Source organism: Phyllobacterium bourgognense, assembly GCF_003337575.1.
Lineage (GTDB): Bacteria > Pseudomonadota > Alphaproteobacteria > Rhizobiales > Rhizobiaceae > Phyllobacterium > Phyllobacterium bourgognense.
On record NZ_QPJM01000015.1, the window covers coordinates 14347 to 33585 of the forward strand.

The following is a 19239-nucleotide window of genomic DNA, read 5'->3' on the forward strand; positions in this document are numbered from 1 at the left end:
ATTGCTTTCTGCCGCCGTTGTATCATCCACGGAACAAAGTAAGGCGCCGGTGGTTGGAGTGGCCACCCACAAGGAGGAAAGGATGGCACAGGGCGGCGACGACATTGGTCAACAAAGCGAATAATTTATTCTGGCAAATCCCAGTAACTGTTCGCACGTCGGGCGGCGTTGGCTGCAATATTGACGGCCCTCTGGAAGCATTGTTCTGGATGCTTAACCACTGGCCCGACAAAGGTGGGCGGGAGTACGAAGATGCCATGGCTATTTGTTATGCGTCACTTGAACGGCCTTCAATGCTCGAACATTCGCGCGCCGCATTCTGTGCTGCGGCTCAAGAGGCAATGATACTGCTACATTAGATGACATCCGCCGCGAGCTGAACGGGCAAACTCTGTCCCGGCCAGATTCATCTTACCGCAATTAAGCGGCCCGGGGAGCTCATCACTTGAAAATCACGCTAAATCAGGACGACAGGGGAACATCTTCGGCGGCGGCAAGTTAAGGTTGCACTTTTGACAAGGAGCATCCTCATGCAGATCAGAACTGTTGAAGACCTCTTCTATGACGGTCTGAAAGATATTTACTACGGTGAGAACAAGATCGTTGCCGCTTTGCCAAAAATGACGGCGGTTGCGAAGGCGGCAAGTCTAAAGGGCGCTTTCGAAAAGCATCTCGAACAGACTAAGACACACATTCAACGTTTGGAACAAGTGTTCGATGCCTTGGGGAAACCGGCAAAGGGCAAGACGTGCCCCGCCATAGATGCCATCATCGAAGAGGGTGAGCAAATCATCGCGGAGTACGCGGATAGTCCGGCACTTGACCTTGGTCTGATCGCCGGTGCCCAGGCGGTCGAGCATTACGAGATCGTCAAATACAGAGCACTCAAGAAGCTGGCAACGTCGCTGGGGCTAACTGACGCCGTCGGCTTGCTCGATGCCACCTTGCAGGAAGAAATGCAGACCGATGCTGATCTCGACGGCATCTCCGATTCCGCTGGAGGGGCTAAGAACAAGAAGAGATAACCCGCTTGGATCACCCGTATATGCACGCTTCCTTAGAGGACCAGACCATGTCTAAAACACCAAGAAAACTTGCTGATGAAGCAACAATGCACGATCAGAAGTTGCGCCGCGGCAATGGTGGCGAACTGCATCAGGTTGCTGAAGGCACCACACCGATATTAACGACCGCTCAGGGCGGGCCCGTTGCCGATGATCAAAACTCGTTGAAGATCGGCGAAAGGGGGCCCACGGTTCTTGAAGATTTCCATTTCCGCGAAAAGATATTCCACTTCGACCACGAAAGAATTCCGGAACGGGTGGTGCATGCCCGCGGCTACGGAGCCCATGGCTTTTTCGAGACATACGAATCCCTGGCCAAATATACGAGGGCCGACCTGTTCCAAAAAGCGGGTCAGCGCACCCCGGCATTTGTGCGGTTTTCAACAGTTGCCGGAAACAAAGGATCGTTCGATCTGGCACGCGACGTCAGAGGATTCGCTGTCAAGCTCTACACTCAGGAGGGGAACTGGGACCTCGTCGGCAACAATATCCCGGTGTTCTTCATTCAGGACGCCATAAAGTTTCCAGACATAATCCATGCTGTCAAACAGGAGCCGGACCGGGCTTTTCCGCAGGCGCAATCGGCACATGACAACTTTTGGGACTTCATCAGCCTGACCCCGGAAAGCATGCACATGATCATGTGGGTCATGTCGGATCGGGCAATCCCGCGCTCGTTTCGCTTCATGGAAGGTTTCGGCGTTCACACGTTTCGCTTCGTCAATGAACAGGATCAATCCACTTTTGTAAAATTCCACTGGAAGCCCAAACTCGGACTCCAGTCAGTCGTGTGGAACGAAGCGGTCAAGATCAATGGCGCTGATCCGGATTTCCATCGCCGCGACCTGTGGGACTCGATCAAATCCGGCGCATTTCCCGAATGGGAGTTGCAGGTCCAATTGTTCGATCAAGAATTTGCCGACAATTTCGACTTCGACATCCTGGACGCAACAAAGATCATCCCCGAAGAAATCTTGCCGCCGATCCCTGTCGGACGGCTTGTCCTCGACCGCATGCCTGACAATTTCTTCGCCGAGACGGAGCAGGTCGCGTTCATGACCCAGAACGTGCCGCCGGGCATCGATTTTTCCAACGACCCGCTGCTTCAGGGCCGTAATTTCTCGTATCTCGACACGCAGCTGAAACGGCTCGGAGGGCCGAATTTCACCCATATCCCCATCAATGCGCCCAAATGCCCCTTCGCCAATTTCCAGCAGGATGGACATATGGCCATGCGCAACCCTATCGGCCGGGTGAACTACCAGCCCAATTCATGGGGAGAAGGACCGAGGGAATCGCCGGACCAGGGCTTCCGAGCATTTGCCGATGCAGAATCTGGTCAAAAAGTTCGGCTGCGGGCTGAATCCTTTGCAGATCATTACAGCCAGGCCCGCCAGTTTTACATCTCCCAGACGTTGCCGGAACAAAAGCATATCGCCGCAGCACTGACGTTTGAGCTGAGTAAAGTCAAAACGCCGGTAATTCGCGAACGCATGGTTTCGCATCTTTTGAACATTGACGATACCTTGGCGGCGAAAGTTGCGCGCGGTCTGGGCCTGAAAGTCTTGCCGTCGCCGGCTGACGCCGCTGTTTCTGCAAGGCATGACCTTGCTCCATCACCCGCACTCAGCATAATCAAGAAAGGTCCGCAGCGCTTTGAGGGCAGGAAGCTTGGCATTTTGTTGACGGATGGGTTTGATGCCAAACTGGTCATGGCACTTCAAAAGGCCTTGCTCGCAGAAGAAGCGATTTTCGAGATTATTACCCCGACGGTCGGCGGTGCTCAAGCGTCAGACGGCTCGTTCATCGAAGGGCACCAGATGATCGATGGTGGTCCTTCTGTGCTTTATGATGCAGTTGCCGTTCTACCCTCGGAAAGCGGCATGATAGACCTGCTGAAAGAGTCGACGGCACGGGATTTTGTGGCGGACGCTTTTGCTCACTGCAAGTACATCGGGTACACCGCAGCTGCCCTGCCGTTATTTGAAAAGGCGGGCATTTCCAAAGGCCTCGATGATGGGGTTATCCTGCTTGCCGGGCCAAAGGATGTTGCTACGTTTATCGAGCTTCTCGGAAATTTGCGAATTTGGTCGCGTGAGCCTAACGTCAAAATGAAATGAGGAAAGGGCCCCCGTCGATCGGGCCCTTCTTCTTGGTCCCACGACGAGAAGCCATATGGGGGCTGAGAAATCGGCCGCCATCTTCTATGAGGCACCGATTTCGTCATGGCTGGCGTCAAGTCCTTTAGACTCGAGCGAACCCGCCTAACGCGGCCGGCGCTTGGTCGTTCCCGACGTCAGCGATCCCCCTTCGACCAGCCTGCAGAACTGCTTTTGTGTCCTCAAGTGCCAAACCGTGGTTTCGTCCACGATATGTCTGGCCCAACACAAAGTGTTTGCCGAGCTTCTTCGTTTTTTGCACGTTGATCTCCAATTGCCCGCCCGGATCAGCCGTGCAATCCATTTAGGGCTCTCCCAACGTTTTGCTGGCAGGAGAGCGGAACTTTCGCACCTCAGTACAGAACTTTGCTCTCCTAACACCACACTCATGACTGCTACCCGGAAGAATTGGACGGCGATATGCTCTCGACAGAGACAAGTATGTTTTTTGTCGACCCTCATGGGCGCTCGCAAAAAACTTAACTGCGAATGAAGCGCACCTTGTCGTTCCCATGTACGAGATATGTCTTATAACCAGCTCTTTGTGATGCTTTGTGCCCCGCGCACATCTTCGCCGCGTCTTCCCAATATTGGGACTGCTCTGCCGATTTCGGAAGGTATCCGTTGATGATGGCAGCAATCTCATCGAATGTCAGAGTAAGTTCACCTTCCGTCCTACGTTTAAGATAGTCGGTGAGGCCCGCGTATTTGGTCATATTCGGCATCCCCTCAAAGCCCGTCGATATGCGACACAATCTGGCAGGACGCAACTACCCAATAGAGATGCAGACGTGGATTAACTCGGGTACCTCGAATTTAGAGGGGCTCCCTGGTTTATTGCGCGACCAGTTCGCAGTTTGAAGTATGAATGTCGATGGGCGGCCGAGCCTGACGCGAAACAATCGTCGTGCTCCCCGGCTTACAGGCTTCAGCCATTAGAATATACGCTAGTGGATTGATTCCAACACTTGGTGCCCACGTGTGACGGCGGCAATGATTTCGTCGGGATCTGCCTTCCAGACGAATGGACGCGGTTCTTGGTTGTGCTCTTTGATGCGCGGCCCTTATTTAACGGGAGTCCCGGCTGTGTCCGGTCCAGAGCCTGGATCTGGCTCTTTTCGTCGACGGACAGGACAATGGCATGGGCGGGAGGCGAGACTGTCTTCAGGCGCCGGAATAAGATGGTCTATTCAGGGATCGTCACCACGATTGCCGTGCAGGCGCTCTCGCCCTCCCGGCGATAGCTGTGCGGCAGACTTGAATCGAAATGCATGGCATCCCCTTCGTTCAGGGATGTCTCTTCGCCGTCGACATTCACGGTCAGCCTGCCGCTGATGACGTAGATGAACTCCGCGCTGCCATGCCGGTGCGGTTGCGAAGACTGCGTGTTGGCGGGAAACTCCGCGAAGTAGGCGTCCATGCGGCGTTCGGCGATCGGATAGTTCAAGCTTTCGAAAAGATAGAAGGGGGTCGCCTCGTCTGGCGGGCTTGGAAGCCGCAGACGCTCATCCCTTCTGGTCACGGCAACCAGCGGCCCTTCCTTGTTGAAGAAGTAATCGAGATCGACGCCGAAGACCATCGCGATCCGCAACAGGGTGGGCAAGGTCGGAAACAGCTGACCGCGCTCGATCTTCGACAGCATGCCGGGCGACAGGTCCGTATGGGCGCCAAGTTGCACCAAGCCCATCTTCTTCTTAAGCCGCAGCGTCTTTATGCGCGGCCCAATCCTGTAGCGCTCGAGTTCGCTAGCGAGCGTGTCGGACAGCATTTTATCAACTCCTTTTCGTGGGGCGACAAGATCTCACGCCGAATTTTCGTGTCAATAGAAAATATATTCCCGTCACGAAAAAATTACTGGCGAGAAAAGACTTTTTCCTCGCATGATAGTTCATTCGTCTCGGCTTGAGGCGCGTTTTTGTTAAACAGAGGAGCATGACCATGAGGATGAACCGCGTATTGGCAGCCGCTGTGGCTGCCATTGCAGCCGTCGGCTTCCAGGCGCAAGCTGCCGAAAAGGACATCGTCGATACGGCAGTGGAGGCGGGCCAGTTCAGGACGCTTGCCACGGCGCTCGATGCTGCCGGGCTCGTATCCACCCTGAAGGAACCCGGACCTTTCACCGTTTTTGCGCCGACCGATGCCGCCTTTGCCAAGCTGCCCGCCGGCACGGTGGAGGATTTGCTGAAGCCCGAGAACAAGGAGCAGCTCATCGATATCCTCACCTACCACGTCATTCGCGGAAAGGTGATGGCCGCCGACGTCGTCGGCGTCGACGAAGCGAAAGCGGTCAACGGCAAGATGATCGACGTCGAGGTGGAAGGCAGTTCGGTCAAGGTCAATGACGCGAACGTCACCGGGACCGACATCGCTGCTTCCAACGGCGTCATTCACGTCATCGACCGGGTGATCCTGCCGCCGAAGCGCTGATCGCCTTTTCCCTTGGCGCCCGGCCAGAGGCGCCATCGCTCACCCGACAGACAACCATGGAGAATGACATGAAGTTCTTGAATATTCTGACGCTCGCCCTCGTAATTGTCGGCGGTCTCAACTGGGGCCTTGTTGGCCTGTTCGGCTTCGACCTGGTCGCCGCAATCTTTGGGGCCGGTTCGGCTCTTGCCCGCATCGTCTACACGCTGGTCGGGCTGTCGGCGGCATGGCAGCTCATGCCGTTGGTCTCCGCAATCGGCGCGGGGGAAGCTGCTGCGCAACGTGGCCGGTAGATCTGAAACGAGAGACCGCTCGATATGACGAGCGGCCTCTCGACATCGTACTGCGATACGGTTCCAATGGATATGATTTCCCTCCTCATGCTTCTGGGTTTCGCGCTAGCCACGTTCGGCGCCGGTGCCACCGGCGCGATCTTTCGTCCGGGAGAATGGTATAAGCGGTTGGATAAGCCGGCGTGGCGCCCGCCGGATCGGCTCTTCGCGCCCGTGTGGGCGCTTATTTACGCGACAATCGCCCTGTCCGGATGGCTGGTCTGGCGCGAAGGCGGATTGTCCGACGCCGCTTTGCCACTCACCGTCTACACGCTTCAACTGATGCTGAACGCAGCTTGGTCGCCGATCTTCTTTGGTCTTCATCGGGCGGACCTGGCCTTCTTCGAGATCATTCTGGTCTGGCTCTCGATCGCGGCGACCATCTTGCTGTTCTACCCGATCAGCGCTGGGGCAGCAGTGCTGCTCCTGCCCTATCTGGCATGGGTAAGCTTCGCCTCGGTGCTCAACTTCGCGATCTGGCGGCGTAACCCATCGCCGGTGCGTGTTTAGGAGGGGGAGTGCATTCATTGGGCGTCAGATGGATCGAGGTGAACGACCGCATGCAGCAGGGCTACCGCTACGCCCTTACGGCACCCATGGGAGGCAAGTTCCATGCGGAATTCCGGCCGGGCCTTACGCCGCCGGACCTGCTGACGCTTGGGGTCTTCGCAGGCAAATACATGACCGACTGCCGGCACGAATTCCCTGAAAGTTGGTTCGAGGAAGCTCGCCTGGCGCCGGCTGCGCGCGATCCCTTGCTCAACTACTTCGGTGTTGACGCCAGTCAGCCGCTCAGCGTCTGGCGAGCAAGGGGATGGATCCATCCGGACGATCCGCGAGGCTGGTTTCAGTGGTATTGCCGCTATTTCCTCGGCCGCAGGATGCCCGGCGAGGACGAGCGTCAAGTCGTCCGCTGGAAGGCCATGCGGCGACACATCGCCCAGATCAGGCACCATTGCGAGCCCTGCGACCCTTGGTGCCGCCGGCGCCAGCGGCAGGCGCTGCTTCACTGGGCCTATGACAGCCGGATACTGTAATGGGAGCGTCACTCTCCGCATCAAGGTTTCCATGTCGTCCGCCGGGCCTGGGACGGCATTATTGGCATGGCGCTGTCCCATTTGTTCGCAATCATTTAACTGGCATCGGCTCAAGCAACCGCCCTCCCTCCCAGGAGTTTCGAGGTATCGTTCACAGAGCGTCTATCGAGCGGACAATCCAGTGGCGTAGCAGTTAGAATCCATCACGAGGAGACATTGATATGGGTGATCCAATACCTACCGCAGAGCCAGAACCGAGCCCGCCCCTGCCGGACGATCCGCCTATCCCAATCCTGAGCCAGGACCAGTTCCACCGTTAAGGTAGGAGCGACCAATTCAATATGAGATGCGTAGTCGTTCGATTTATGGTGTCGCGAAGACTATCTTTCCCCTTTCTCCGCGGCGTCCTTTTTGTCCATTCGATTAAGAGTTTAGCCAAAGGGCGCCCCAATGCAGTCCGCCGTTCCTCGGACAACGGCAAATGCTCCAGTACTGGTTGGCTGGAACCTTCACCTGAGCAAACGGTTATCTACTTCCAAATAGTTGGGTGAGAAAATTAAGGGAGATGGAAAATGCAAACAGTAACAGGGCTTTACGATAATCATGCCGATGCCCGCGCCGTCGTTCGCGCACTCGAAGATGCCGGCATTTCTTCAGACAGCATTAGTATTGTTGGTCGCGACGGCGACGAGCGCGAGAGCAAGGCCGGGGAGGGTGCTGCGGCCGGTGCTGGAATCGGTGCTGCGGTTGGCGGCACCGGAGGGCTCCTTGCCGGACTCGGGTTGCTCGCCATTCCGGGTATCGGTCCCGTGGTGGCCGCAGGTTGGCTCGCCGCCACCGCGGCAGGTGCGGTAGCTGGCGCAGTCGCCGGTGGCGCAGCAGGCGGCATTATAGGGTCTCTGACAGATGAGGGCGTTGATGAAGAAGACGCACACGTTTATGCCGAGGGCGTTCGCCGTGGCAGCACCCTGGTTTCTGCACGAGTTGAAGACAGTGAGGCCGAAGTTGCTCAGGCCATCATTAAGGACCATGCACCTGTTGATCTTGACGCACGCCGCGCCTCGTATCGTGAAGCCGGGTGGGAGAGGTTCGATGCATCCTTGCCCGAATACACAGAAGAAGATGTGCTAAAAGAACGCGATCGTTTGCGTCAGACCAGTCAGATGATGCCATAAGTCTCAGCTTGGCCACTCGGGACGAGGCTCCCGGGTGGTTATTTTCAGCCGCGAAACAACGTCCTTCGCGTCAGAGAGTTTAGATCCCGCGTTGTGAAGCGAGAAGAAAAAAGTTAGTCGAGATTGTCGTCCAGGGTGTGTGGCGATGTCCCTTTGCGCGACGTATTCTCAATATGCCGAATGGTTCTTCGGCTGCCTTTCGGTCGTGACGGCCGAGATCTTTATAAGGCCAAGTTAATTTCCGGTCTGATTATCGGGTGCTTCAACCGGCTTTGATTCAGGCGATCCGCGATAGCGCAGAAAGATGGAGAACACGATGAGCGTGGCCGTCGAAAAAAATTCCGATTGCCAGTTTTGGAAGGATTCAAACCAGAACCGTGCATTGCCAAGATAAGCAAGCGCGGATTGCACAGTCTCACCATGGGCGGCTGCATCGGAGTTGTACGCAGAATGGCTCGCAAAGAAATGGCCCAGAAACGACAAAACGAAAAGCAAACCTAACGCCAGTCCGAGAGAATGCTCGTAAATCCAGCTGTGGGATCGCGGCGGTGGCTCCTTGTCCGTGGAGCCCGTGGAGTTATCGTCGGGGTCGTGCGACTCCGACGATCCTCTTTGAAAAAGATATGCGGTGAGGACCACATAAGTCGCCATCTGCAGCCACTCACTTTCCCAGTTTTCAAATAACGCCGAAAAGAAATTTTCGCTTGTGATGTATGCAACAAATCCGATGGCAGGGAGATGATGCCTGGTCAATTCATGATTTTCGTGGCCCCACCCTGAGTAAGCCATACCGGTCATACTTGCGAAGAAGGCGAGCAATAGGGCAATGGTTAGACCGTTGTCTCGGAGGAAACGCATCGGAGAATGCTCTCTTTTTTGGTGGACACTTTCGCCGGGCAGCAAATTTAGAAGCGTGGGTTGAAAACGAATAAGCCTTCTCTTCACCGAGTTGGCGCGCGCCATAGGAAACAGCGGACTTGGAACATCGTTCCGCTTCGGAACATTTCTGGTCCAAAAATGATTTGGGATGGGTCAAGTGGTTCACAGCAGCATCATCTCCTGAGGATACCGAATGCATTGGCGAACCAGGCTCTTGAACCCGCAACAGAAAGCAGTCGGCGAATTTCAGGCGCTTGCCACTCCGACCTATTCGGGGTCGACAGTGGTCTTTGACAGGGTGGGAACTGCTCACAACGATTGGCGTCAGATCGAGGTCGGTTACAATTATGGACTTTATGGAACGCCTACTGTTCTGAATTTGGGTGCACGGATTGCTGAACTGGAGGGTGCTCGTGCACACGTTCGTGCTCCCAGGGGGCAGTACGCAATCGCCTCGGTTACCTCGCCGTCTACAAGGCCGGCAGCCATGCACCGGTACCGCCAACGCGAGTTGGCTTGCTGAACAATCGGCCATTCAACGTGCTTCATCCGGCTCTGCCATCGTCGCCAGGTCACGAGACATGGAAACGGACTTCACTGGGTCGGCGAGTGTCCTCGATTGTGTTTGAGGAAATATTTGCCCCCCACGACGTCGACAACTTCGTCGATCGACTAACACTGTTTAGAGCTGGTTACAGTTAGGGAAGGGTCGCCTCCCACGCCATGACTCATCCCCAACTTGCGCAAGGTGGCGAAGATTTCAGCGGGGGAACCGTGAGGTGAATATCGGATTGGAAGAACCCGACGATCTTATAGCTGATCTTCACCAACCACTCCGGATAATGGTAGATCAAATCAAAAAAACGAGATCTGTTGTGACGTGAAGACAATCTGGGGCGAACGAAGCATTGCGCAAGCGAGAAGACCTCACGAAAAAAACGGCGATCTGTTCTGATCGGCACTTATGTTGGATCAAGCGGTTGATCTCATCAAGGTATCTCGCCGCACAAATTGGTGGTAGCTAACGTCCATGACATCAATTCTAAGGCGCAACAACGTTAAAATCTCAGGCACCGGGGAGCGGACAATCGTGTTCGCCCACGGTTTTGGCTGCGATCAAAACATGTGGCGTTTCGTGTCGCCCGCATTTGAAGATGAGTTCAGGACAGTTCTATTTGATCATGTTGGTGCTGGCGGATCAGACCTGGCCGCATATGATACGACCAAGTATTCCACGCTTGCAGGCTACGCCGACGATCTGGCGGAGATCGGAATTGAGCTCGGCTTGAAGGATGCTGTATTTGTCGGGCATTCAGTGAGTTCGATGATCGGGGTGATGGCTTCCATCAAGGTTCCCGAGATGTTTGAGAGCCTTGTTTTGGTGGGACCCTCCGCGCGATACCTCGATGAGGGCGAGTACATCGGCGGCTTCAGTCATGCACAAATTGAAGAATTGCTCGAATCCCTTGCCGACAATCACCTTGGATGGTCCGCAGCCATGGCTCCCGCCATAATGGGCAATCCGGATCGGCCCGAGCTCGGAGAGGAACTGACCAACAGTTTCTGCAGGACCGATCCCGACATCGCCAAGGCATTTGCCCGCGTGACCTTCATGTCGGACAATCGCGATGACCTCAGCAAAGTCACCGCCCGGACACTGATTCTCCAATGTCGGGAGGATATCATTGCTTCGGAGCAGGTAGGCGCATATGTTCAACAGCATATTCCAAAGAGCGAGATGGTAATATTGGACGCGACGGGCCATTGCCCCAATCTGAGTGCGCCGAACGAAGTCGTTGCGGCGATAAAAGCCTTTGTCTGAGACCGTGCCGGGCGATCCGCACGGCACTCCCACCGAGGATTTTGAAGACCTCTACGAAAATGCTCCGTGCGGGTATCTGTCGCTGCGTCCCGACGGTCGGATTTTCAAATCCAATGCCACGTTATCAGGTTGGATTGGCTTCTCGCAGGCGGAATTGCTTGGAAAGAAGCTTCATGAGCTTCTGACGATCGCCGGACGCGTGTTTTATGAAACGCATTTTTCGCCCCTGTTGCGGATGCAAGGCTTCTTCAACGAGGTCGCACTCGACCTCGTCACCAAAGACGGCAAGAAACTGCCGGTACTTGCCAATGCCATGGAACGGCGTGACGACGCAGGCAATTTGCTGTTCACCCGCGTCACCATTTTCCAGGCGGCCCAGCGCCGCCGCTACGAACGAAATTTGGTCGACCTGCGAACTGCGGCGGAAGCTGCCAAAGGCGAGGCCATCGCTGCAAAAGTGCTCGCCGAAGCTGGTCTGACCGAGGAACAGGCAGTGGCAGAACTGCGGGAGCAATTCATTGCCGTGCTGGGGCACGATCTTCGCAATCCGCTCGCCTCGATAAACGCTGGCACCCGTATGCTCCTGCAGGAAGAGTTGAGCGACCGGGCGCAAAAGATTGTCGCGCTCATGCAAGGCAGTGTTTCGCGCATGTCCGATCTGATCGACAATGTGCTCGACTTCGCGCAAGGAAGACTAGGTGGCGGTATTACTGTGGCGCTTGATGCGCGCGAACCGCTCGAGCCGGTTTTGCAGCAGGTTGTGGACGAACTTCGCGTGGGATCGCCCTCCAGGCTCATTGAGACGCATTTTAAGATTACACATAAGGTCTACTGTGACCGGGGCCGTATTGGTCAGCTGGCGTCAAATCTTCTGGGCAACGCGTTAACACACGGTGCTGCTGACACACCCATCCAATTTTTGGCGAGCACGACGGGTGAAAAGCTGGAAATAAGCGTCGTCAATGGAGGAGATCCTATTCCCCCGGAGGCGATGAACAGACTGTTCCATCCGTTTTTCCGCGGAGATGGTCGAGACAGTCCGCAAGGACTTGGGCTTGGCCTGCACATCGCATCGGAGATTGCCAAAGCTCATGATGGAACGTTGGTGGTTGCCTCCTCTCCTGTCGAAACGCGCTTTACGTTCCAAATGCCCCTGGAGCCAGATGGCGAGGGATGATCGTGTTGGCGTGTTGCCATAAAAGAATGTCCACCGGATGGGTGCTAATGAGACCATCCAATCGAATAAAACGGGTTCGAAGGGACGATTCCCCAAGGGGAATATGGTGGGGCCCAGTCATCATTTGGGACCGCGGAACATGGGCCCCATGGAGGATAGCCAAGAGCATAGCCAAGGGGCTCTCGAAGCTCCATGGGGAAAGCTTGACGGTCGATGGCATCTCGCGCGCCTGCACGGCAAGCCCCACCCGCGCTCGTGTCGGTGCTGCGGTCTCCATGCCTCTTGCGTGGGACGAACTCAGCCCCTTGATCGGACCCGACGACTTCACCGTCGACAACGCCCAAACGCGCATAGCTGCACCCATGGTTGATCCTTGGGAAGATTTCCGCTCCACAGCAGGACTGTCAAGAGCGAGGAACATCCCCCGCAGGAAAATCTAGCGTTCATTGAACGCGGATCCCGATGGAAACCTTACAACGGCGCGACCAGCGTCTCGAAATCGCACTGAAACCCAACGCGATGGGCAACGGGATGCGACATCCTCTGCCCGCATGCATCCACAAAGTTATGTTGGCTGCAGTTCCCTCCATCCTGCTGCGCACCGTCTAACATTGTCGCCTGCAGGGAACGTCCGCGCTGTGGAACAGTTACTGACGGACAAAGGGGATTGGATCAAATGAACACAAATTTGTCCCGAGCTGAGGACCAGGCCTTTGGACAAGAGCACAAAGGATTTCCGGTGTTGGGAGGCATACTCCTCGGCCTCGGCCTTGGAGGGTTTTTCGACGGGATTGTCCTGCACCAGATATTGCAATGGCACCACATGGCAACGAGCGCGGGATATCCTGCCGACAGCGTTGAAAATCTGGAGTTTAATACGATGCTCGACGGCTTTTTCCACGCCGGAACGTATGTGTTCACTGCCTCGGGATTGGTCGTCTTGTGGAATACCGCGCGCAAACGACATTGTCAGTGGTCGGCAGTTGTACTCTTGGCAACTATGCTGATTGGCTTTGGTTTGTTCAACTTGATCGAGGGTGTCGTTGGCCATCATCTGCTCGGCCTTCACCATGTCAACGAAACCGTACGGCATGAGCTTTGGGTTTATTGGGATATTGGCTTCCTTGTTTGGGGAGCCGGCATGCTGCTTACAGGATTGGCACTTTTACGAAGAGGCCGAGCTCCTCAATTCAAGCAGCCCCCTCAATCCTAGCGGCTGATGAGCGGCATGGGCAAGGTTCTTTACATTCAAGCATTGATCCTGTTCGGTTGCACTAGGCCTAAAGTCGAGGGCACCTTGGCAAATCCCTGAGCGGGGCCGAATGTTTTGACAGTGCTCAGACAGCCTCGATTTGCAAACCGTGGGCCGACCGACCGCGACGAGAAAATATGCGCCGACAATTCCGGATCAAATACCCAGCCAGCCTGTCAGCGCCGAACAGCCACCGACGCATTGGCTATGAACGGCCCGATCAATAACGACGCCAATATTACTCGGCGAACCACCTGCCAGGTTTTTCATCACGTTCTCTACGTGCGCAAACCAGCATTTTTTTCAGTCAGGAGTTCTACAAGCGCTTTTGCGTTTTTGATCGAATGACCGTCTCGGTCATTGTTGAAATACACCCAAACATTTTTAGCGCGGCACTTCCGGATTCGCTCAGCCCAAATCACTAATTCGTCGTCGCTGTAGTCATGACGGTACCAATTCTTGGTTCCGTGGAACCGGACGTAGATGTCGTCAGCGGTTTTGACCAGTTCATCTGGAAGTCGCGGTCCGCTGCAGGAGCAGAAGATCGCTCCGGCCGCGCGAAAAGCGGCATAGACATCCTCGTTCCACCAGCTTTTGTGACGAAATTCGACGACGTTGCGGTGACGTGGATCTAGTTGCTGCAAGATCGTTTTAAGAAATATCGGGTCGTATCGAACACTTGGCGGTAGCTGAAACAGAAAACAGCCCATTCGTTCCCCGAGTAAATCTGCGATGTATCCGAAATCGCGTATCAAAGGTTCGGTACCGTCAAAACGCTTAATATGAGTGATCAGTTCGCATACTTTGATCGTGTAGATGAAGTCGCCAGTCGCCTGGCGTAGCCATGACTTGACTGTCGCAACCGTTGGCCAAGCATAAAACGGTGCATTGAGCTCCACGGTTTCAAAACTTTGTTCGTAAATCGAAAACCATTGACTTGATGGAACTTCATCTGGATAAATTTTGCCCTTCCAATGCCAATAGTACCAGCCGGAACACCCGACATGGACGCCATCCCGGAGACGATTGGACGGGGCCACGGGCTCAAGCACGTCTTCCTTCGAAATACGAACTGCGTGCATCTTTGCCGCGCGTTGTAGATTTGTCAGCCGTTGCTTTTGCCGGCGCTCGGCTCGCCGTTCGCGTCTTTGTTGGATCTCTTCGGGGGAACGATCTTTCACGGCAGCAATTTTCCTACGCGTAACCACTGCAGACTAGCTTTAGTCGAGAATCCAAAATGCGACTGAGAGGCGCGATGCGAACTGAGCCAACCAAGTCTCTTACGCCAACGAAGGACGGTCGCCCGGCTTCCGCGTTTTGCTAGCTGTGGTGTCGAGGACGTTTTTGCCAGGTAGCCGCCCGGACAGTCCAAACTCGCGGACGTTTCCCAACCCATCGCTGGGGCCGTCATCGTTGTTGGCGACATCGAGATCGGTCGTCGTGATGACGGGCATCGTTGGCTATTCCTTCGCCGATCCTGGTGCTGCTGTTTTGGCATGCTTCCCGGCAAGCATTCCCGACGGTGTGATGTTCGCAATTGCCGACTGGAACTTGTTCTTTCAGCCACTGACGACATCGCCCTCGTTGCCCATCATGGCGTCGAATCCGGCCCGTGCCACATCTGCGCGCACTCGAAGAAGCGGGTGTCCGTCGCACCCGGCATCAAGCAGCTTACCGTCACGCCTGTGTCCTCAAGCTCTTCACGCAGGGCGAAGGAAAAACTGTTGAGAAAGGCCTTGGTACCGTTATAAACCGCCTGATAGGTGCCCGGAATAAAGCCCGCGATCGATCCGGTAATGAGAATGCGTCCTTCGTCCCGGGCGCGCATCTCGTTGCCGATCTTATGGATCAAAGCGATTGTGCCGGTGATGCTGGTGTCGACAACATGCAGCGCTTCGTTGAGATCCTGGTCGAGAAAGCCCTTGCCAAGTCCGCGGCCCGCATTGGCGAGGAGAATGTCAACGGGTTTGCCCTTGTCGGCTATGAACTTGCAGAACTTCTCGGCCCCCTCGACGTCGGACAGGTCGACCGTTATGGCATCGACCGTCGCGCCCTTTAACCGCAATTTTTCCGCGGCCCCTTCGATGTCCGGTTCGTCGGCGGCAATGACAAGATCATAGCCTTCGCCGGCCGCGACCTTCGCAAGTTCAAGTCCGATGCCGGACGAAGCGCCGGTCACGACGGCAAGGGGACGCGCTGTATCTGCCATATCATGGTCTCCGATCAGGGCCTGAGGACGACCTTGATGCAGCCGTCCTTTTTGTCTCGAAATGTCTTGTAAAGTTCGGGACCTTCTTCGAGGGTTGCCCGGTGGGTGATGACGAAAGATGGGTCGATCTCCCCCTTTTCAATGCGCTCCATGAGCATCGGCAGGTAATGCTGAACCGGGGTCTGCGCCATGCGAAAGGTCAGTCCGCGATTGATTGCCGAGCCCATCGGTATTTTATCGACAAAGCCGCCATAGACGCCAACAATGGAAACCGTGCCGAAGTTGCGGCAGCAGTGGATCGCCTGACGCAGCACATGCGGCCGGTCGGTGCCCATGAAGGTTGCAACCTTGATGCGGTCGACGACGGAATCGAAGCTTGCCATCGTATCCGGCTCGGTGCCGACCGCGTCGATACAAGCGTCAGCGCCTCTGCCGTTCGTCAATTCCATGATGCGGTCGTAAATATCCTCGTGCCGGAAATCGAGGGTTTCCGCTCCGCTTGAACGCGCCAGGGTCAGGCGTTCGGGGATGGTGTCGATGGCGAGAACCCGATCGGCACCAAGCAAGAAAGCGCTGCGGATCGCCATTTGTCCGACTGGTCCGCAACCCCAGATGGCGATGGTGTCTCCCTCCTGGATATTGCAGAACTCCGCGGCCATGTATCCCGTCGGGAAGATGTCGGAAAGAAACAGCACCTGTTCGTCCGATAGTCCGTCCGGCACTTTCATCGGCCCGACATCGGCGTAGGGCACGCGCAAATACTCTGCCTGACCGCCGCTGTAGCCGCCAAGCAGGTGCGAATAACCAAAAAGCCCGGCCGGCGAACTTCCCCAAAGCTTCGCGGCCTTTGCCTTGTTGGGGTTGGATCGCTCGCAGCCGGAAAAATATCCCTTCTTGCAAAAGAAGCATTCCCCGCAGGCGATGGTGAACGGCACCACGACGCGGTCGCCCACTTTCAACGCCTTGTTGTCCGCACCAACGTCGACGACTTCGCCCATCGTTTCGTGACCGATGATGTCGCCGTGTTCCATCGAGGGAATGACGCCGTCGAAAATGTGAAGATCCGAACCGCATATGGCGCAGGCGGTCACCTTGATGATAGCGTCGCGGCCATGTTCAATCTTGGGATCCGGCACGCTCTCGCAGCGCATGTCGCCCTTGCCGTGCCAGGTCAGTGCTTTCATCGGACTTCTCCAAAGAGGAACTTGTGACGAGTGCTCTAAGCCCGACGAAGAGTGATTTGTTCCCAAGAAAATGGGCACCGCCTTCAAACCGTCCAGTGAATGACAAATGGCGCTCAATGCGAAGCGTTCGGGAACGCTGCTGCTTCGCTAGAGTTTTCAGCTGACAATTTCGCGAGTGGATTTTATGACGCAAGCCTCGATGCGCGATCGTGCTGCAGTCTTCTATGATAGCAACCTGCAACGTCGCTCGGCATACCGTCGTCAACGAACTGTGCTTGGTTGCTCGAGGCCATCTCAATGACAGCTCCGGTTGGTGCTGCCGACAATCAGCTGTCCATGGGTACGACGATATCAACGACAACGCCGTCATCGGACCATTCTCGGTCTACCTTGCCAAGAAGCTGCTTTTCTATCATCGCTCCGACCATCGCCGTACCAAAACCGGGCTGACGATGGGACGATGGGGGACGCCCCCCCGTTTCTTGCCAACGAAGTTTGAAGCCCCCTTGTCCCGGTACTTTTTGCCAGTGGATGTTCAACTGGCCCGACGGGGCACTCAGTGACCCATGTACTGCCGCGTTGATAAGCAATTCGTGCACGACAAGTGCCAAAGGTTGGACGATAGCCGCCGGAACGAGAATCTCCGGGCCTTCCATTGAGACCCGCTCACTCGCAAAGGTTTCCACTTGTCGCTTGATGATCTCACCGAGCTCGATCTCCTGCCAGCCGCGCTCGGCGAGCAGCGCATGGGCATGCGACAAAGCCTGAATCCGTTGCTGAATGGATGCTGCGTACAAGGCAGCGTCGTCGGATCGGCTCAACCTGACGATCCCTTCCACCACCGCCAGCACGTTCTTGGCGCGATGATCGACTTCCTTGAGCAGGCGGTGTTCCGTTGCCTCAAGGTACTGGACCTTGCGATATTCAGTGACGTCGATCTGCGAGCCGAAGTAGTAGAACAATCGGCCGTCGTCGTCGCGGATAGGGCTAAGATGGAGTTGATTCCAAAACGCTGAACCGTCCTTTCGATAGTTCAGCAGTTCCACGTTTGCTTCACGTTCATGGGCGAGCGCAAATCTGATCTCTGCGATGGCGGCGGGCGATGTTCCCTGTCCCTGAAGAAAGCGGCAGTTTCGCCCGACGACCTCTTCGGCACTGTAGCCGGTGAGGTTCAGGAAGGCCTGATTGGCCAGAACGATGGGAAAATCCGGCTGCTGGGCATCCGTCACCAGCATTGGCATGCGGGTGCGTTCGAATGCGCTTGCGGCGAGCTCCTTCCGGTCCAGGTATCCTCTTTCAGAGGATGCAGCTGGGCGGTCACCATGCAGTTTCGCCGATCGATGCTTGCTATCGGACAATCTACGAACACCTTCCATTAAAAGCCAGAGCCAGAACGTTTTCCACTCCAGAATGGTTTCAGACGGCGTGCATTTTTGCGGAAGACCCGTCGCTGAAGTTTGCCGCCGGCGACTTTGGCCGTTCCATGGCCCGTGCCGCGATGATTTTGTTGCTCACGGGGAACGATTCGGCGGTCTCGAAGTTGGTGGTGGAATTCTCTTGGGACCGTTCTGATGACAGACGAATATGATGAGTTGAACAAAATGAAGCGGCTCCATAATGTTAAGGAACAGGTGAGTATGCGCGCGTTTAGAGAAGCGCTACGATCGCGATACAAGCTTCCGGTCGCATCGGATCGCATGTTCGAAGATCTATTGAGAAAATTGGACGAGGCGGATAGGCACAGGGATCAGGAACGTCGCTTTTATCGACGATCACAGTTTGCTTGGAAGTATCACACGACTGGTTCACACTTAAGCTAAGACAACGAAGCTCTGCCGGCGAAATCGAAATTTTCGCCACCATCGCGCCTGCTTTCACGGCGAAACAGAGCAAAGGGACGTATCGGACATTATCATTGATGCTCCGCCCCCTCCCTTATTGCACCGTGCCTGCCGGGTTTTTTGTCTGGCTATCGCCGCCAGTCCCTGTTTGCGGCGTGGGATCCTTGTCTAGCGGAGGATTCACCTTCGGCAGGTCCGGGGAAGGACTTGTAACATCGTTAGGCTGGGCATTTTGACTACCCGCGTTATTCTCGTGATTTGTTTGTGTGGCACTATCATCGGTGCTCTCGCCATAAATTTCGGCAACGCCCCAGGCTATTGCGGCTAAGAATAGACCACCGATCAACACCATCAGTATCGGTTTGCCGAGAAGACCCTGACGCGCCTCTTTGGCCGTTTCCCGGACCGGAAGTTGTGAATTTTTGTCCATCGCGTTCATCCTTTTTGTATTGAAGGCGAACATGCTGGACGCTCGATAGTTCCAACCGGACCTACAACATCTTCTCAATTTTGTGCCTAACGCATCTTGGCACGAAGAAGGGGCCTCATATTGTAGCAGTCCAGGATGATAGGTGTGTTCTTCGGGCCGGCAACAACCGAAACAGAACCCTGGCGAACAGCGATATCACTCTCGTCAAGCCGGGAGAGGGCAATGCAAGACGGTCTTGCAAGCGGATCGGG

At 55.5% G+C, this 19239-nt stretch carries 21 protein-coding genes and 2 pseudogenes; 13 read left to right on the forward strand and 10 right to left on the reverse strand.

Features of this window, described 5'->3' with window-relative positions; genetic code table 11:
- Positions 1 to 104: 104 nt before the first annotated feature.
- From C7476_RS29520 to katE, 3 genes are all read left to right on the forward strand, one after another.
- Positions 105 to 359: a DUF982 domain-containing protein gene (locus C7476_RS29520; protein WP_181872541.1), complete on the forward strand. Its 255-nt coding sequence runs from the start codon at positions 105 to 107 to the stop codon at positions 357 to 359.
- Between the two features lie 171 nt (positions 360 to 530).
- Positions 531 to 1025: a YciE/YciF ferroxidase family protein gene (locus C7476_RS20960; protein ID WP_114431807.1), complete on the forward strand. Its 495-nt coding sequence runs from the start codon at positions 531 to 533 to the stop codon at positions 1023 to 1025.
- Between the two features lie 47 nt (positions 1026 to 1072).
- The gene (gene katE, locus C7476_RS20965; RefSeq protein ID WP_114431808.1) at positions 1073 to 3184 is read left to right on the forward strand and encodes a catalase; all 2112 of its coding nucleotides are present in this window, start codon (positions 1073 to 1075) and stop codon (positions 3182 to 3184) included.
- Between the two features lie 518 nt (positions 3185 to 3702).
- Here the strand turns inward: katE and C7476_RS20975 are convergent.
- The 3 genes and pseudogenes from C7476_RS20975 to C7476_RS20985 all read right to left on the reverse strand — a co-directional run bounded on the left by C7476_RS20975 (position 3703) and on the right by C7476_RS20985 (position 4991).
- Positions 3703 to 3939, reverse strand: coding sequence for a DUF7662 domain-containing protein (locus C7476_RS20975; protein ID WP_114431810.1), 237 nt, complete (start codon positions 3937 to 3939; stop codon positions 3703 to 3705).
- A 326-nt stretch (positions 3940 to 4265) separates the two neighbouring features.
- Positions 4266 to 4382 (reverse strand): annotated as a pseudogene (locus C7476_RS29525) (IS630 family transposase); the annotation flags it as partial.
- Positions 4383 to 4409: 27 nt separating this feature from the next.
- Positions 4410 to 4991 carry a helix-turn-helix domain-containing protein gene (locus C7476_RS20985; RefSeq protein WP_114431811.1) on the reverse strand — a complete coding sequence of 194 codons (582 nt, stop codon included), beginning with the start codon at positions 4989 to 4991 and terminating at the stop codon, positions 4410 to 4412.
- Positions 4992 to 5167: 176 nt separating this feature from the next.
- Between C7476_RS20985 and C7476_RS20990 the strand changes: the two genes are divergently transcribed.
- The 5 genes from C7476_RS20990 to C7476_RS21010 all read left to right on the forward strand — a co-directional run bounded on the left by C7476_RS20990 (position 5168) and on the right by C7476_RS21010 (position 8194).
- On the forward strand, positions 5168 to 5650 hold the full coding sequence (locus tag C7476_RS20990; RefSeq protein ID WP_425374017.1) for a fasciclin domain-containing protein: 483 nt from the start codon (positions 5168 to 5170) through the stop codon (positions 5648 to 5650).
- A gap of 68 nt (positions 5651 to 5718) precedes the next feature.
- The gene (locus tag C7476_RS20995; RefSeq protein ID WP_114431813.1) at positions 5719 to 5943 is read left to right on the forward strand and encodes a DUF378 domain-containing protein; all 225 of its coding nucleotides are present in this window, start codon (positions 5719 to 5721) and stop codon (positions 5941 to 5943) included.
- A gap of 66 nt (positions 5944 to 6009) precedes the next feature.
- Positions 6010 to 6492 carry a TspO/MBR family protein gene (locus tag C7476_RS21000; protein ID WP_114431814.1) on the forward strand — a complete coding sequence of 161 codons (483 nt, stop codon included), beginning with the start codon at positions 6010 to 6012 and terminating at the stop codon, positions 6490 to 6492.
- Positions 6493 to 6542: 50 nt separating this feature from the next.
- Complete coding sequence (locus C7476_RS21005; RefSeq protein WP_425374018.1) at positions 6543 to 7019, forward strand: hypothetical protein; 477 nt, start codon at positions 6543 to 6545, stop codon at positions 7017 to 7019.
- A gap of 572 nt (positions 7020 to 7591) precedes the next feature.
- On the forward strand, positions 7592 to 8194 hold the full coding sequence (locus C7476_RS21010; protein ID WP_114431816.1) for a general stress protein: 603 nt from the start codon (positions 7592 to 7594) through the stop codon (positions 8192 to 8194).
- A 234-nt stretch (positions 8195 to 8428) separates the two neighbouring features.
- On the opposite strand, the gene C7476_RS21015 is transcribed toward C7476_RS21010, so the two are convergent.
- Entirely contained in the window at positions 8429 to 9052 is a 624-nt protein-coding gene (locus C7476_RS21015; RefSeq protein WP_114431817.1) for a DUF6766 family protein, read from the reverse strand.
- 214 nt (positions 9053 to 9266) lie between these two features.
- Here C7476_RS21015 and C7476_RS29530 point away from each other — a divergent pair, with 214 nt between their 5' ends.
- From C7476_RS29530 to C7476_RS21040, 5 genes are all read left to right on the forward strand, one after another.
- Positions 9267 to 9596: a PLP-dependent transferase gene (locus C7476_RS29530; protein WP_210207808.1), complete on the forward strand. Its 330-nt coding sequence runs from the start codon at positions 9267 to 9269 to the stop codon at positions 9594 to 9596.
- Between the two features lie 507 nt (positions 9597 to 10103).
- Positions 10104 to 10895, forward strand: a complete 792-nt coding sequence (locus C7476_RS21025; protein ID WP_114431818.1) for an alpha/beta fold hydrolase — start codon at positions 10104 to 10106, stop codon at positions 10893 to 10895.
- Positions 10888 to 12072, forward strand: a complete 1185-nt coding sequence (locus tag C7476_RS21030) for a PAS domain-containing sensor histidine kinase (RefSeq protein WP_245426447.1) — start codon at positions 10888 to 10890, stop codon at positions 12070 to 12072. Before C7476_RS21025 ends, C7476_RS21030 begins: the two co-directional genes overlap by 8 nt.
- Before the next feature lie 203 nt (positions 12073 to 12275).
- Entirely contained in the window at positions 12276 to 12512 is a 237-nt protein-coding gene (gene ligD / locus C7476_RS27890) for a non-homologous end-joining DNA ligase LigD (RefSeq protein WP_147274698.1), read from the forward strand.
- 236 nt (positions 12513 to 12748) lie between these two features.
- Complete coding sequence (locus tag C7476_RS21040) at positions 12749 to 13285, forward strand: DUF2243 domain-containing protein (RefSeq protein ID WP_114431820.1); 537 nt, start codon at positions 12749 to 12751, stop codon at positions 13283 to 13285.
- A 317-nt stretch (positions 13286 to 13602) separates the two neighbouring features.
- Here the strand turns inward: C7476_RS21040 and C7476_RS21045 are convergent, their stop codons facing one another.
- The 6 genes and pseudogenes from C7476_RS21045 to C7476_RS21070 all read right to left on the reverse strand — a co-directional run bounded on the left by C7476_RS21045 (position 13603) and on the right by C7476_RS21070 (position 18988).
- The gene (locus C7476_RS21045) at positions 13603 to 14505 is read right to left on the reverse strand and encodes a DUF72 domain-containing protein (RefSeq protein WP_114431821.1); all 903 of its coding nucleotides are present in this window, start codon (positions 14503 to 14505) and stop codon (positions 13603 to 13605) included.
- Between the two features lie 99 nt (positions 14506 to 14604).
- Positions 14605 to 14778, reverse strand: coding sequence for a hypothetical protein (locus tag C7476_RS28290; RefSeq protein WP_181872542.1), 174 nt, complete (start codon positions 14776 to 14778; stop codon positions 14605 to 14607).
- 6 nt (positions 14779 to 14784) lie between these two features.
- Positions 14785 to 15533 (reverse strand): annotated as a pseudogene (locus C7476_RS21050) (SDR family NAD(P)-dependent oxidoreductase).
- Between the two features lie 14 nt (positions 15534 to 15547).
- Positions 15548 to 16717: a zinc-dependent alcohol dehydrogenase gene (locus C7476_RS21055; protein WP_114431822.1), complete on the reverse strand. Its 1170-nt coding sequence runs from the start codon at positions 16715 to 16717 to the stop codon at positions 15548 to 15550.
- Between the two features lie 326 nt (positions 16718 to 17043).
- On the reverse strand, positions 17044 to 18093 hold the full coding sequence (gene lov, locus C7476_RS21060; RefSeq protein WP_114431823.1) for a blue-light-activated histidine kinase: 1050 nt from the start codon (positions 18091 to 18093) through the stop codon (positions 17044 to 17046).
- Between the two features lie 559 nt (positions 18094 to 18652).
- Complete coding sequence (locus C7476_RS21070) at positions 18653 to 18988, reverse strand: hypothetical protein (RefSeq protein WP_245426451.1); 336 nt, start codon at positions 18986 to 18988, stop codon at positions 18653 to 18655.
- Positions 18989 to 19239 lie beyond the last annotated feature (251 nt).

Coding starts and splice junctions, on each gene's coding strand:
- C7476_RS20960 (WP_114431807.1), top strand. CDS start 531: ATGCAGATCAGAACTGTTGAAGACCTCTTCTATGACGGTCTGAAAGAT.
- katE (WP_114431808.1), top strand. CDS start 1,073: ATGTCTAAAACACCAAGAAAACTTGCTGATGAAGCAACAATGCACGAT.
- C7476_RS20975 (WP_114431810.1), bottom strand. CDS start 3,939: ATGACCAAATACGCGGGCCTCACCGACTATCTTAAACGTAGGACGGAA.
- C7476_RS20985 (WP_114431811.1), bottom strand. CDS start 4,991: ATGCTGTCCGACACGCTCGCTAGCGAACTCGAGCGCTACAGGATTGGG.
- C7476_RS20990 (WP_425374017.1), top strand. CDS start 5,168: ATGAACCGCGTATTGGCAGCCGCTGTGGCTGCCATTGCAGCCGTCGGC.
- C7476_RS20995 (WP_114431813.1), top strand. CDS start 5,719: ATGAAGTTCTTGAATATTCTGACGCTCGCCCTCGTAATTGTCGGCGGT.
- C7476_RS21000 (WP_114431814.1), top strand. CDS start 6,010: ATGGATATGATTTCCCTCCTCATGCTTCTGGGTTTCGCGCTAGCCACG.
- C7476_RS21005 (WP_425374018.1), top strand. CDS start 6,543: ATGCAGCAGGGCTACCGCTACGCCCTTACGGCACCCATGGGAGGCAAG.
- C7476_RS21010 (WP_114431816.1), top strand. CDS start 7,592: ATGCAAACAGTAACAGGGCTTTACGATAATCATGCCGATGCCCGCGCC.
- C7476_RS21015 (WP_114431817.1), bottom strand. CDS start 9,052: ATGCGTTTCCTCCGAGACAACGGTCTAACCATTGCCCTATTGCTCGCC.
- C7476_RS29530 (WP_210207808.1), top strand. CDS start 9,267: ATGCATTGGCGAACCAGGCTCTTGAACCCGCAACAGAAAGCAGTCGGC.
- C7476_RS21025 (WP_114431818.1), top strand. CDS start 10,104: ATGACATCAATTCTAAGGCGCAACAACGTTAAAATCTCAGGCACCGGG.
- C7476_RS21040 (WP_114431820.1), top strand. CDS start 12,749: ATGAACACAAATTTGTCCCGAGCTGAGGACCAGGCCTTTGGACAAGAG.
- C7476_RS28290 (WP_181872542.1), bottom strand. CDS start 14,778: ATGCCCGTCATCACGACGACCGATCTCGATGTCGCCAACAACGATGAC.
- C7476_RS21055 (WP_114431822.1), bottom strand. CDS start 16,717: ATGAAAGCACTGACCTGGCACGGCAAGGGCGACATGCGCTGCGAGAGC.
- lov (WP_114431823.1), bottom strand. CDS start 18,093: ATGGAAGGTGTTCGTAGATTGTCCGATAGCAAGCATCGATCGGCGAAA.
- C7476_RS21070 (WP_245426451.1), bottom strand. CDS start 18,988: ATGGACAAAAATTCACAACTTCCGGTCCGGGAAACGGCCAAAGAGGCG.